This is a genomic window from Streptomyces sp. NPDC056222 (assembly GCF_042264065.1).
Lineage (GTDB): Bacteria > Actinomycetota > Actinomycetes > Streptomycetales > Streptomycetaceae > Streptomyces.
Genome location: NZ_JBHJTL010000013.1, coordinates 1 through 12,793 on the forward strand (window position 1 = coordinate 1; position 12,793 = coordinate 12,793).

Below are 12,793 nucleotides of genomic sequence, written 5' to 3' on the forward strand. Positions count from 1 at the left end.
TATATACACCACAAATATCGTCGGCTGCTTCTTATGTTTATAAGAGACTGGGGCACGTATACTAGAAGCGGCCCCGTTCCTCGCACTGGCTCTGCGAGGAACGGGGCCGCTTCAGCGCGACCGGTGGCGTCAGTGGCCGGCGTTCCCGTTGCCGGACAGGACCTCGCCCAGGATGTGCGAGAGGGCGTCGTCGCCCTTCTGCTGCACGGAGTTCTGGGTGCAGGTCTGGTTCGCCATCGGGTTGCCGAGAACGTCCTGGACCTGGATCGGGATGTTGAGGCCGCCGCCGACCTGGGCGTTCACCTTCTGGATGTCGAAGCAGTGCAGGATGCCACCGTTGACAAGACCGAAGTTCGGGCTGAAGTAGCCATCGGTCGAGGTGTTGCCGATCGACTGCTTCGACTGGTTGCCGATGATGTTGGCGCTGTTGCCGTCGTCGCCGGCCGCCATCGCGGTCGTCGCGCCCATACCGGCGACCGAAACCGCAACCGCCGCCGTAGCAAGAACCTTCTTGATCACGAGTCTTCCTTCTTGAGCTCGAGGGCCCTGGAATGCTCCGTTAGCCGAAGCACGCTGATCAACTGCCCGCGAATGGATTGGTTCCGGGTCGTCACTCGGACGCGCTATTCAGCAGATGAACGCCATCGGACGCGGGGTCGGGGGGCAGGCGTTCGGGAGGCCGATCGCCCCGCTCCCTCGCGCCGACGCGCGTCACGCAGGACACTTGTCGCCGGAAAGCGGAAGCTCTCGGAGGGGGACGCACATGCGGGACAGCCACCGGGCCGAGGCCGAGCGGCTGTTGGCACGCGCCGTGGAGGAGGAGGTGCGGCGCTCCGGAGGCCGCTCCGACTCCACGGCGCTGCTGGCGCGCGGCCGGGCCGCGCTGGACACCATGGCGGCGAGTGCGGGCGAGGAGTACGAGACGTATCTGCGGGCGCTGGAGGAGGCGGAGGCCGGACGGCAGTCCCTTGCAGATCGGTTCAGCAGACAGGCCGTGGGAACTCCCGCGCTGGTCACGGCCGTCGCCGCCGCTGCGGCCTTCGGCGCCGACCTGGCGCTCGGCACGGCGGCCGGTACGGCGTTGGGCGCCGGGGCCGTGGTGGCGGTGGCGGGCGCGGCGGCGACCGTCCTGAAGGTGACGGCCGCGCACTGGCCCGCCGCGCACCGCCGGGCGGGCGCGCTGGGTCAGCCGGGCGGGCCCGAGCAGCTGCGGCTGCAGTGGCTGACGGCGCTGGACGTACGGGGCGTGCGGCCCTTCCTCGACCAGCAGCGGGTGCTGCTCGCGAGCACACAGAAGCCGCCGCAGAAGGTGGTGGCGCAGCTGCGCGGCGCCGACCGCAGCGCGGCGGCCCGCCGCCGGACGGTCCTGGAGCAGTCGTTCGGCCATCTGCCGGACCCCGGCGGGCCGTTCACGGGACGGCGCGCCGAGCTGGCCCAGATCACCCAGTGGGTGCAGGCGGGCCGGGCGGCGACACAGACCCGGCCGACGGTCGTCATGCTGCACGGGGAGCCGGGCGCGGGCCGTACGACTCTGGCCGTACGGGCGGCGCACGCGCTGCGGGACCAGTTCCGCGGGGCATGCGTGGTGGACCTGCGGGGCGGCGGGACGCGCGGCGAGAAGCCGCTGTCCACCCGGGAGGCGCTGCTGCATCTGCTGAACCGGCTGGGCGCGCCGCGCGAGCAGCTGCTGTTCCGCGAGCGGTCTTCGGCGGAGCAGCAGGTGCGCAGGCTGGCGGAGTCGTACCACCAGCATCTGACCGGGCTGCCGGTGACGGTGATTCTGGACGACGCGGTGGAGGCGGAGCAGGTGCGCACCCTGCTGCCGGAGCGTTCGGACAGTCTGGTCCTGGTGACGTGCCGGGAGCCGCTGGACCTCGGGCCGGACGTGCCGGCGGCCGTGCACCGGCTGCCGGTGGCTGCGCTGGACGCGGCGGGGGTGGAGGAGCTGCTGCGGGAGGCGGCCGAGGCGCCGGACCCCGGTCCGTACGACTCCGAGGCCTTCGACCGGATCCGGGAGCTGTGCGGGGGGCTGCCGCTGGCGCTGCGGGTGGCGGGGTCCTCGCTGGGCAGCCGCTCGATGAGCGATCTGGCGCATCTGCTGGCCCGCCCGGGCTGGGGCCCGGACGCTGTCGAACGGGCGCTTTCCGTACGGTACTTCACCGATCTCGACGAGGACGGCCGGCGGCTGCTGCGCCGGCTCGCGCTCGCCGGGCGGGCCTCGCTGGGCGCGGCGGCGGCCGGTGCGCTGCTCGGCGGGAACGGTCAGGAAGGGGCCCGGCTGCTGCGGGAGCTCGCCGACGCGGGGCTCCTCGACCATGTCCGGGGAGAGCGCTACCGGCTGCACGACTCCGTACGCGACTTCGCGGCGGCCCGGCTCCAGGACGAGGAGGACGCGGCGGAGATCGCGGCCGCGCAGGAGCGGCTGATACAGAACTACGCGGAGCTCGCGGACGCGGTGATCCGGATGGTCGACGGCAAGATGTCGACCCGTGCGGACCGCTTCGGCGGGCACGGCTTCGGCTCGCTGGACGCGGCCCTGCGCTGGCTGGACGACGAGTCGAGCTTCATCACGGCGGCCCTGCGGCACGCCGAGGGCGTCGACCAGCAGACCGTGCTGAATCTGCTCGGCGCACTCTGCGACTACTGCCTGCTGCGCGGCGACCTGTACCGGCTCGGCGAGATCAACGAGCTGACCGACGCGGTCGGTCAGGGGCTGCTGTCCCGGTCGGTGCAGTGGCGGACCGGTATCGCGGCCCGGCAGCTCGGCGAGCTCGACAAGGCGCGCACCACGCTGACCTCGGTGGTCTCCCTCTACCAGGAGGCGCACCAGGACGCGGGGGCCGCGCTCGCGCTCTGTTCGCTCGGGATCACCCTGCACCACCAGGGCAATCTGTCGGAGGCGTCGGCGAAGCTGCGGGAGGCGCTGGTGCTCCAGGAGCCGGAGTCGCTGGCCGCCGACCGGGGCTGGACCCTGCACGCCCTGGCGGCGGTCGAGCGGGACCGGGCGAACCTGGCCGAGGCGCTGGCCCTGCTGCACACGGCCCTGGAGCTGCACCGCGAGAACGAGTCCCTGCACGGCGAGGCCTGGGCGCACTTCCAGCTGGGCCAGGTGTGTCTGCGGATGGGCGACGTGGAGCGGGCCGACGCCGAGCTGGGGGCCGCCCTCGACCAGTACGGCCGTACCCGCGACGGGCGCGGCGAGGCGTGGGCGCTGACGCAGCTGGCCCGCGCCCGGCTCGTCGAGGGCGAGATCGCACCCGCGGTCGAAGGCCTGCGGCAGGCGCTCTCCCGCCATCGCGACCAGGAGGACGCGCGGGGCGAGGCCTGGACGCTGTACTACCTGGGGCACGCGCTGGAGGAGCGCGGCGACCTGGATCAGGCGGTACGGGAGCTGGAGCGGGCGCGCACGATGTTCTCCCGGATGCGGGACGTGTACGGGCTCGCCTGCGCCCGGCACCACTCGGGCCGGGTGACCCGGGACCAGCGCGCGGCCCAGACCGGCAATCTGCGCAATTCCGGCTTCGCCCGGCAGCTGCTGGTCGACGCCCGGGCGGACTTCCACCGCATCGGGGTGGCGCACGGCGAGGCCTGGACCTGTCTGGAGCTGGCGATCGTCGACGCCGGGAACGGGAAGGTCGCGCAGGCCCTGGAGCTGTGCGGGGAGGCCACCGACCTCTTCCTGTCGTACGACGACCGGAGGGGCGCCGACTGGGCCCGCTTCCTGCGCTGCACGCTGCTCCCGTACGGCTCGCCGGGCGGTGCGGAGGTCGGCACGGTCGTCGCCCAGGAGGAGCTGGCGCGGCTGATCGAGGACAGGCATCCGACGCGGGACGGGAAGGTGGAGGACTGCGCGGAGGCGTACGCCGTGGTCCTGGAGCGGGGCGTCCAGCTCGACGCGGGCTGGCAGGCCTGGGACCTGGGCATGGTGCCGAACCGGCACGCCCGGGAGGTGATGGGTGTCCCGCTGGAGATGGCGTGAGCCGGGGCACGTCGTGAGGCGCGGCGGCGGAGGGGCCTGAGCCCGGGAACGCCGCGGTGCGGGCCCTCCCCGGGAGGAGAGCCCGCGCCGCGGCGGTCCGCCGTTACTCCTGCGCGGCCGTGCCGCTCTTCGCGGGGGCGGTGCCCTTCGGCTCCGCGGCCTCGTCGAAGGAGACCTTGCCCATGTGGCGGTTCATCGACTTCATCAGCATCCAGACGGCCACGGCCATCACGGCGAAGACGACGAAACCGAGGACGCCGGGGGTCACCTTGTTCTTGTCCAGCTCTTCGGCGGCGAAGGGGACAAGCTGGGTCAGTGCCAGGTGTGCGCTCATGTCAGGCATTGTCGCGGATGCCCGCGAAGAGGTCGTCCTCGGGGAGGGAGGTCGGCACCAGCGACTTGCTGAGCTCGTACTCCTCCGTCGGCCAGACCTCCTTCTGGATCTCCATCGGCACGCGGAACCAGCCACCGTCCGGGTCGATCTGCGTACGGTGGGCGATCAGCGCCTTGTCGCGGATCTCGTAGAACTCCGCGCACGGGACGTGCGTGGTCAGGATCCGCTCCGTGCGCTCGAACTCGTCCCAGCGCTTCAGCCAGTCGCCGTACGGGGACTCCATGCCCCGGTCGAGGAGCGCCTGGTGCAGGGCCTCGGTGCGGGGACGGTTGAAGCCCTGGTTGTAGTAGAGCTTCTGCGGCTGGAAGGCCGGGCCGAACTCGGCCTCCGGGTACTTCTCGGTGTCCGCGGCGCCCTCGAAGGCCACCATCGTGATCTTGTGGGTCATGATGTGGTCGGGGTGCGGGTAGCCGCCGTTCTCGTCGTAGGTCGTGATGACCTGCGGACGGAAGGAACGGATCTTGCGGACCAGCTCGCCGGCGGCCGTGTCGACGTCCTCCAGGGCGAAACAGCCCTCGGGCAGCGGCGGCAGCGGGTCGCCCTCCGGCAGGCCGGAGTCGACGAAGCCGAGCCACTCCTGCTCGACCCCGAGGATCTCGCGGGCCTCGTCCATCTCCTTGCGGCGCACCTCGTGGATGTTCGCCTCGATGTAGGCGTCACCCTGGAGCTTCGGGTTGAGGATGGAGCCACGCTCGCCGCCCGTGCACGTGACCACGAGCACGTCCACCCCCTCGGACACATACTTGGCCATCGTCGCCGCGCCCTTGCTCGACTCGTCGTCGGGGTGGGCGTGAACGGCCATCAGTCGCAGCTGCTCAGTCAAGACTCGATCCTCAGTGATTCGTCGCGGAGGCAGGTCTCTATAGTGACGGAACCGGGGGGCGGAAAATTCCGGGCCCCCGGCGGCGAGAGGAACGATCATGAGCGCGGTGCGAGAGCAGCTGCCCGAGGGGCGCTACGGCCGTTCCGCGGACGAGCGTGCCGACCGCAAGCTCAAGGTCGCCGGCGCCGTGCTCGGCGTACTGTTCCTCGGCGTCCTGGGCTGGTTCGGCTGGCACTACGTCGGCGAGAGCCGGATCAGCGCCGAGATGATCAAGTTCGACGTGGTGAGCGACACCGAGGTGCAGGTGCACCTGGAGGTTCGCAAGGACGTCGATGTCACGGGCGTCTGCACGCTGCGCTCGCGCTCCGAGGACGGGGCCGAGGTGGGCCGCAAGGACGTGAAGGTCGACGAGGCCGCCGACCGGGTCGACCGGGTCTGGTCGATCCGGACCACCGCGCGGGCGACCAGCGCCGAGCTCGTGGGGTGTACCCCGCAGTAGCTGTGGGTAGGGAGCATGTGGTGTGTCGAGCTCCGTTTCCCGCGCTGACCAGGAGTGACGCCATCTTGATGGTTTATGTCCTCCCCCTTTTCGCCACTAATTGTTAGGCTCGTGGTTTCGCCCGCCCAGGAAGGACAATCCTTCTGGGTAGGGCGATGCTTTGTATTCCCAGTACCTACGAGGAGCACCTGTGACCCAGACCAGCGACAACGTCACCTGGCTCACCCAGGAGGCGTACAACCAGCTCAAGGCCGAGCTGGAGTACCTGTCTGGTCCCGCGCGAACCGAGATCGCCGCCAAGATCGCCGCGGCGCGCGAGGAGGGCGACCTGCGCGAGAACGGCGGGTACCACGCGGCCAAGGAGGAGCAGGGCAAGCAGGAGCTCCGGGTCCGCCAGCTGACCCAGCTGCTCGAGCACGCCAAGGTCGGCGAGGCGCCGGCGGACGACGGCATCGTCGAGCCCGGCATGGTCGTGACGATCGCCTTCGACGGCGACGAGGACGACACGATGACCTTCCTGCTCGCCTCCCGCGAGTACGCCAGCGGCACCATCGAGACCTACTCGCCGCAGTCCCCGCTCGGGGTCGGTGTGAACGGCAAGAAGGCCGGCGAGGACGCCGAGTACGAGCTGCCGAACGGCAAGAAGGCCACCGTGAAGATCCTCAGCGCCAAGCCGTACACCGGCTGAGCCCGATCCTTCCGTCGAAGGGCCGGACCCCCTCGGGGGCCCGGCCCTTGGCAGTTACGCGGACCATGGCGCGAGCAGCGTGCCAGCCGCCGGAGGGGCGCTCTTCGTCACCACCTTCGACGGCCAGATCGTGTCGGGCTACGCGCCCTGAGGCCCGGGGCCCCGAAGCGCAGGGCCTTGAACCGTCAGACCGTCGCCGACCGGTACTTCCGTACCGACAAGGTCCGGAACACCACGATGATCAGCACCGACCAGATCAGCGAGGCCCAGACCGGGTACTGCATCGGCCAGGCGTCCGACGGGGAGACGCCGGGGTTGCCGAACAGTTCGCGGCAGGCCTGGACGGTCGCGCTGAACGGGTTCCACTCGGCGATGGGCTGCAGCCAGGACGGCATCTGGCTGGAGTCCACGAACGCGTTCGAGATGAACGTGACCGGGAAGAGCCAGATGAGCCCGCCGGACGTCGCGGCCTCCGGTGTACGGACCGAGAGGCCGATCAGGGCACCGATCCAGGAGAAGGCGTAGCCGAGGAGGAGCAGCAGGGCGAAGGCCCCGAGCGCCTTCGGGACGCCCTCGTGGATCCGCCAGCCGACGAGCAGGGCGACGATCGCGAGGACGACGAGCGTGAGGGTGGTCTGCACCAGGTCGGCCAGGGTGCGGCCGGTGAGGACCGCGCCGCGGGCCATCGGGAGGGAGCGGAAGCGGTCGATGAGGCCCTTGTGCATGTCGTCGGCGATGCCCGCGCCCGCGCCGGCCGTGGCGAAGGTGACGGTCTGGGCGAAGATGCCGGCCATCAGGAACTCGCGGTAGACCTCCGGGGAGGTCGAGCCGCCGATGTTCATGGACCCGCCGAAGACGTAGCTGAACAGCACCACGAACATGATCGGCTGGATCATCCCGAAGATGATCATCTCCGGGATCCGGGTCATCCGGATCAGGTTGCGCTTGGCGACGACCAGCGAGTCGTTGACGGACTGGGAGACGCGGCCGCGCGGCCTGGGGACCGCGACGGCGTCGTTCACTGCGGTCACTTCGCCGCCTCCTCGTGGTCGCGCTTGCGGCCCTTGGCGCCCTGCGCCGCTCCGCCGTTCTCCTCCTCGTCCCGCTCGGCCGTGTGGCCGGTCAGCGAGAGGAAGACGTCGTCGAGGGTGGGCCGGCGCAGACCGATGTCGTCGATCTCGACACCGACGGTGTCCAGGTCCCGGATGACCTCGGCGAGCAGCTTGGCGCCGCCGGTGACCGGGACGGTCAGCTTGCGGGTGTGGTTCTCGACGGAGACCTCGCCGTGGCCGATGCCCGCCAGGCCGTAGCGTCCGAGGACGTCACGGGCCGGGGCGATCATCTCCGGCTCGTGGACGACGACCTCGACGCGCTCACCGCCCGTCTGGGCCTTGAGTTCGTCCGACGTACCTCGGGCGATGACCTTGCCGTGGTCGATGACGCAGATGTCGTCGGCCAGGTGGTCGGCCTCTTCCAGGTACTGGGTCGTCAGGAGCAGGGTCGTACCCCCCGCGACGAGTTCCTGGATGACTGCCCAGAGCGACTGCCTGTTGCGCGGGTCCAGGCCGGTCGTCGGCTCGTCCATGAACATCACGGGCGGCGAGACGACCAGGGCGGCGGCGAGGTCGAGCCTGCGGCGCATACCGCCGGAGTACGTCTTGGCGGTGCGGTCGGCCGCGTCCGCGAGGTTGAAGCGCTCGAGCAGCTCGCCCGCCCGGACCTTCGCCCGCCTGGCGTCCATCTGGTAGAGCTGACCGACCATCTGGAGGTTCTCGCGGCCCGTCAGATACTCGTCGACGGCCGCGAACTGGCCGGACAGGCCGATCGAGCGCCGGACCTCGTTCGGGTGCCTGAGGACGTCGATCCCTGCGACGACCGCCCTTCCGCTGTCCGGCTGCAGCAGCGTCGTCAGGACGCGCACGGCCGTGGTCTTCCCCGCTCCGTTCGGGCCGAGCAGGCCCAGGACCGTGCCCTCGGGTACGTCGAGATCGACGCCGTCCAGAGCTCGTACGTCGCCGAAGGTCTTCACCAGACCCTCGGCGTAGATCGCGCCTGGCATGTGGGTTCTCCCAGGGATTTGGGCGTTTTCCACCCAAGTTTAGGTTTGAACGGCGGACGACGCCCACCGAATGTGTGACCCGGACCACACGCTAACGCGATACATCGCGAACCGACAAGACCTAGGCCATCACGACGTATCCCGCGTCCCGCAGCGCCGCCGCGACCTCCTCGCAGTGCTCCGGACCCTTGGTCTCCAGGTGCAGCTCCACCTCGGCCTCCGTCAGCCCGAGGCGCGGATCGGTCCGCACATGGCTCACGTCGAGCACGTTCGCGTCCACCACCGTCAGCACCGCGAGCAGCGTCGCCAGCGCGCCCGGCCGGTCCGTCACCCGCAGCCGCAGGCTCAGATAGCGGCCCCCGGCAGCCATGCCGTGGCGCAGGATCCGCTGCATCAGCAGCGGGTCCACGTTCCCCCCGGACAGGACCGCGACCACCGGGCCCGCGAACGCCTTCGGATCGGTCAGCAGCGCCGCCACCGGGCTCGCGCCGGCCGGCTCGACCACCAGCTTCGCCCGCTCCAGGCAGAGCAGGAGGGCCGAGGAGAGCGCGTCCTCGGAGACCGTGCGGATCTCGTCGACGTACTCCTGGACGATCGCGAACGGGACGTCGCCCGGGCGTCCCACCTTGATCCCGTCCGCCATCGTCACCGGCGACTCGATGGCCACCGGGTGCCCGGCGGTCAGCGACGGCGGATACGCGGCCGCTCCCTCCGCCTGCACCCCGATCACCTTCACGTCGGGGCGCACGGACTTCACCGCGAGCCCGATGCCCGCCACCAGCCCACCGCCGCCGACCCCGACCAGGATCGTGCGGACCTCCGGGCACTGCTCCAGGATCTCCAGACCGACCGTGCCCTGTCCGGCGATGATGTCCGGGTGGTCGAAGGGATGGATGAAGACCGCGCCGGTCTCCGCCGCGTACTCCTCCGCCGCCGCCAGCGTCTCGTCCACGACATGGCCGTGCAGCCGCACGTCGGCGCCGTACTCCCGGGTCGCCGCGACCTTCGGCAGCGGGGCTCCGACCGGCATGAAGACCGTGGAGTGCACCCCGAGGAGCGCGGAGGCCAACGCGACGCCCTGCGCGTGGTTCCCCGCGGATGCGGCGACCACTCCGGCCGCCCGCTGCTCGGGCCGCAGCCCGGCGATCCGTACGTACGCGCCACGAAGCTTGAACGAACCGGTTCGTTGAAGGTTCTCGCACTTGAGGTGGACAGGCGCCCCCACCAGCGAGGACAGGTGCCGGCTCCCCTCCATCGCCGTCACTCTGGCCACCCCCGAGAGCATCTTCTGCGCCCCGCGCACATCGTCGAGGATCAGGTGGTGCAAGGGGTCTGGCCTACGGAAGCTCATGACAGCAAGTCTCGCAGCTCACGGGCCCCGTGGCCGCCCGAGTGGCCCGCACCCCCGCGGGTTTGCGCAGCGCAGGTACGGACCCTCGAAGGTCCGCGTACTCTGTCCCCCACCAACCGACCACCGCACGAGAGAGCCCCCACAGCCATGCCCACATCTCAGGACATGACGACTGAGCTTGACCCCGGTCTCCTCGATGCCCTCCAGCACCAGGTGGCCGTCTTCGCGCGGCGGGCCGAACAGACCCGCCTCGGCGGCACCGGGCAGCTCCGCAACTCGATGGACCGGGCCGCCTATCTGCTTCTGAACAGGCTCGACCAGGAAGGCCCGATGGGCGTCAAGGCGCTCGCGGCGGGCATGGGCATCGACTCGTCCACCGTCACCCGCCAGGTCGCCCCGCTCGTCGACACCGGCCTGGTCAAGCGCACCTCGCACCCCGAGGACGGACGCGCGGTCGTGCTCCAGCTCTCGCCGCGCGGACTGGCCCGCCTGGAGGAGGTCCGCGCCTCCCGCCGCGAACTGATGGCGCAGGTGACGGACGGCTGGACGGCGGACGAACGCGAGTCGTTCTGCACGCTGCTCACCCGATTCAACTCGGCGCTGTCCGCTCGCCAGTCGGGCCTGCCGCCCGCCGCCGACACGGAGTCCTCCGCAACCTCTTGACCCGAGCAGCGCCCTGTCCTCATATGAGGACGTGCGCGATCGACACGGCGGCCCAGGGGGCGGCCAGGGAGGCGAACAGCGCCACCGCATCCGGCAGTTCGAGGCGTTCGTGGCGGGAGCGGCGGGGCGGCTGCTGCACGCCGCGACGCTGCTCACCGCCGAGACCCGCGCCCGCAACCCGCGCGCCCAGGCGCTGCTGACCGCCTCCCTCGCGCACACCTACGCCCACTGGGACCGGCTGCGCGGCGAGGATCCGTACGACCGCACCCGCGCCGACCTCGCCGCCCGCTTCTCCCGCACCGCCTGGCGGCACCACCGCGGCCGGGGCGGCGTCCTCTCCGCTCTCACCCCGCAGGAACGTCTCGTCCTGGTGCTCCGGCTGTACGAGGGGGTGGCCGAGGAGCAGACCGCGGCGCTGCTCGGGCTGCCCGAGGAACGGGTCCGGGCCGTCTGCGCCCGCGCCGTCTCCGCCCTGCGGGACCGGCGGGACGCGCCGCATCGGCCTGATCGGCGGGATCGGCCGGGGGAGGTGGCCTCGTGACCCGGCACGAACGCAAGGAGGACGCGGTCCGGCGGATGCTCGAGAGCACGCATCCCCAGGTCCCCGGCGACCTGGCCGCACGGGCCGTCGAGCGCGGGACGCGGCTGCTGCACCGCGACCGGATGGTCCGCCGGGCGCTGTGGGTAGTGCTGGCCGCGGCGGTGCTGGCCTTCGCGGTGTGGGCGTCGGTGGCCGAACCCTGGCAGGTACCGCCGTCGGAGACCACGCCTCCGCTCGAAGGCTGGTGACAACGGCCCTAGCCTGGAAGGAGGAGACCCAGGAGGCCGCCATGACCAGGAAAGTCGCCGACTGCCGCAAGACGCCCAGCGTGATGGGCTGCACGCTCACCATCACCGGTGAGGAAGAGGAAGTCGTACGGGCCGCGGCCGAGCACGCGATCTCGGTGCACGGCCACAGCGACAGCATCGACCTGCGCACGATGATCCGCGAATCGCTCGAGGACGAGAAGGTCTCGGCCTGACCGGGCGCCCCTCGGTGGGGCGCCCGGCAGAGAGCTCCTAGCCCAGCGCCTGGCGCAGGTCCGCCAGCAGGTCGTCCACGTTCTCGATGCCCACCGAGAGCCGGACCAGGTCCGCCGGGACCTCCAGGGCCGAGCCCGCCACGCTCGCGTGCGTCATCCGGCCAGGGTGCTCGATCAGCGACTCCACGCCGCCCAGGGACTCACCCAGCGTGAACAGCTTGGCGCGGTTGCAGACCTCGACGGCCGCCTCCTCGCCGCCCGCGACGCGGAAGGAGATCATCCCGCCGAACGCCTTCATCTGCTTGGCCGCGATCTCGTGGCCCGGGTGCTCCGGCAGTCCCGGGTACAGGACCTGGGTGACCTTCGGGTGCTGGGTCAGCATCTCGGCGACCTTGCCCGCGTTCTCGCTGTGCCGGTCCATGCGGACGGCGAGCGTCTTGATGCCGCGCAGCACGATCCACGAGTCGAACGGACCGGCCACCGCGCCCATCGCGTTCTGGTGGTACGCCAGTTCCTCGCCGAGCGCCTCGTCGGCCGTCACCAGCGCGCCGCCGACGACGTCCGAGTGGCCGCCCATGTACTTCGTCAGCGAGTGCACCACGATGTCCGCGCCGAGCGAGAGCGGCTGCTGGAGGTAGGGCGAGGCGAAGGTGTTGTCGACGACCAGCTTCGCGCCGGCCGTACGGGCCACGTCCGCGACCGCCGCGATGTCGGTGATGCCGAGCAGCGGGTTCGACGGGGTCTCGACCCAGATCACCTTCGTACGGTCGTTGACCGCGGCGCGCACGGACTCCACGTCGGAGGTGTCCGCGACGGAGAAGTCCACGCCCCAGCGCTGGACCACCTTGGCGAAGAGCCGGAAGGTGCCGCCGTAGGCGTCGTTGGGGATGACCACGTGGTCGCCGGGGGCCAGCAGCGTCCGCAGCAGGCAGTCCTCGGCCGCGAGCCCCGAGGCGAAGGCGAGACCGCGCCGGCCGCCCTCCAGAGCCGCGAGGTTCTCCTCGAGGGCGGTACGCGTCGGGTTGGCGCTGCGGCTGTACTCGTAACCGCCGCGCAGCCCACCGACGCCGTCCTGCTTGTAGGTGGACACCTGGTAGATGGGCGGGACGACCGCGCCGGTCAGCGGGTCGGCCGTGTTGCCCGCGTGGATGGCGCGGGTCTCGAAGCTCTGGTGAGTGTGCTCGTCGCTCATGAGGCAGGAGCGTAGTCCTGAGCACGGCCCACCGCCGCCGACGTCTCACCGGGTGTCTCACAGCGTGGCACGCCTCAGGGGGGCTGCCGCGGGTCGCCCCGCGGCTCACGGGTCGCGCGGGCC

General features: G+C 71.2%; 14 protein-coding genes. 7 read left to right on the forward strand and 7 right to left on the reverse strand.

Annotation, left to right across the window (positions count from 1 at the left end):
• Positions 1–129 precede the first annotated feature (129 nt).
• Positions 130–519 (reverse strand): rodlin, encoded by a 390-nt coding sequence (locus tag ACFC0D_RS09000; RefSeq protein ID WP_376432698.1) that lies wholly within the window; start codon positions 517–519, stop codon positions 130–132.
• 244 nt (positions 520–763) lie between these two features.
• On the opposite strand from ACFC0D_RS09000, the gene ACFC0D_RS09005 reads away from it, so the two are divergent.
• Entirely contained in the window at positions 764–3,979 is a 3,216-nt protein-coding gene (locus ACFC0D_RS09005; protein WP_376432700.1) for a tetratricopeptide repeat protein, read from the forward strand.
• Positions 3,980–4,082: 103 nt separating this feature from the next.
• Here the strand turns inward: ACFC0D_RS09005 and ACFC0D_RS09010 are convergent, their stop codons facing one another.
• Positions 4,083–4,322, reverse strand: a complete 240-nt coding sequence (locus ACFC0D_RS09010) for a hypothetical protein (protein WP_376432702.1) — start codon at positions 4,320–4,322, stop codon at positions 4,083–4,085.
• The gene (gene mca / locus ACFC0D_RS09015; RefSeq protein WP_376432704.1) at positions 4,315–5,196 is read right to left on the reverse strand and encodes a mycothiol conjugate amidase Mca; all 882 of its coding nucleotides are present in this window, start codon (positions 5,194–5,196) and stop codon (positions 4,315–4,317) included. The genes ACFC0D_RS09010 and mca overlap by 8 nt, the downstream gene beginning before the upstream one ends.
• 97 nt (positions 5,197–5,293) lie before the next feature.
• Here mca and ACFC0D_RS09020 point away from each other — a divergent pair, with 97 nt between their 5' ends.
• Positions 5,294–5,695 (forward strand): DUF4307 domain-containing protein, encoded by a 402-nt coding sequence (locus tag ACFC0D_RS09020; RefSeq protein ID WP_376432706.1) that lies wholly within the window; start codon positions 5,294–5,296, stop codon positions 5,693–5,695.
• A 190-nt stretch (positions 5,696–5,885) separates the two neighbouring features.
• Positions 5,886–6,383, forward strand: a complete 498-nt coding sequence (greA, locus tag ACFC0D_RS09025; protein WP_376432708.1) for a transcription elongation factor GreA — start codon at positions 5,886–5,888, stop codon at positions 6,381–6,383.
• Between the two features lie 185 nt (positions 6,384–6,568).
• Here the strand turns inward: greA and ACFC0D_RS09030 are convergent, their stop codons facing one another.
• The 3 genes from ACFC0D_RS09030 to ilvA all read right to left on the reverse strand — a co-directional run bounded on the left by ACFC0D_RS09030 (position 6,569) and on the right by ilvA (position 9,793).
• Positions 6,569–7,414 (reverse strand): ABC transporter permease, encoded by an 846-nt coding sequence (locus ACFC0D_RS09030; RefSeq protein ID WP_376432710.1) that lies wholly within the window; start codon positions 7,412–7,414, stop codon positions 6,569–6,571.
• Positions 7,411–8,442 carry an ATP-binding cassette domain-containing protein gene (locus tag ACFC0D_RS09035; RefSeq protein WP_376432712.1) on the reverse strand — a complete coding sequence of 344 codons (1,032 nt, stop codon included), beginning with the start codon at positions 8,440–8,442 and terminating at the stop codon, positions 7,411–7,413. Before ACFC0D_RS09035 ends, ACFC0D_RS09030 begins: the two co-directional genes overlap by 4 nt.
• A 121-nt stretch (positions 8,443–8,563) precedes the next feature.
• Positions 8,564–9,793 (reverse strand): threonine ammonia-lyase, encoded by a 1,230-nt coding sequence (gene ilvA / locus ACFC0D_RS09040; RefSeq protein ID WP_376432714.1) that lies wholly within the window; start codon positions 9,791–9,793, stop codon positions 8,564–8,566.
• A gap of 147 nt (positions 9,794–9,940) precedes the next feature.
• Here ilvA and ACFC0D_RS09045 point away from each other — a divergent pair, with 147 nt between their 5' ends.
• From ACFC0D_RS09045 to ACFC0D_RS09060, 4 genes are read left to right on the forward strand one after another with little or no spacing between them, the layout of a single operon-like run.
• Positions 9,941–10,456 carry a MarR family transcriptional regulator gene (locus ACFC0D_RS09045; RefSeq protein ID WP_329116721.1) on the forward strand — a complete coding sequence of 172 codons (516 nt, stop codon included), beginning with the start codon at positions 9,941–9,943 and terminating at the stop codon, positions 10,454–10,456.
• Positions 10,457–10,487: 31 nt separating this feature from the next.
• Positions 10,488–10,997, forward strand: coding sequence for a sigma factor-like helix-turn-helix DNA-binding protein (locus tag ACFC0D_RS09050; RefSeq protein WP_376432717.1), 510 nt, complete (start codon positions 10,488–10,490; stop codon positions 10,995–10,997).
• Positions 10,994–11,245: a hypothetical protein gene (locus ACFC0D_RS09055; protein WP_376432719.1), complete on the forward strand. Its 252-nt coding sequence runs from the start codon at positions 10,994–10,996 to the stop codon at positions 11,243–11,245. The genes ACFC0D_RS09050 and ACFC0D_RS09055 overlap by 4 nt, the downstream gene beginning before the upstream one ends.
• A 41-nt stretch (positions 11,246–11,286) precedes the next feature.
• Positions 11,287–11,478 carry a DUF1059 domain-containing protein gene (locus ACFC0D_RS09060; protein WP_376432721.1) on the forward strand — a complete coding sequence of 64 codons (192 nt, stop codon included), beginning with the start codon at positions 11,287–11,289 and terminating at the stop codon, positions 11,476–11,478.
• 37 nt (positions 11,479–11,515) lie between these two features.
• On the opposite strand, the gene ACFC0D_RS09065 is transcribed toward ACFC0D_RS09060, so the two are convergent.
• Positions 11,516–12,670: a cystathionine gamma-synthase gene (locus ACFC0D_RS09065; protein ID WP_376432723.1), complete on the reverse strand. Its 1,155-nt coding sequence runs from the start codon at positions 12,668–12,670 to the stop codon at positions 11,516–11,518.
• Between the last annotated feature and the right edge of the window lie 123 nt (positions 12,671–12,793).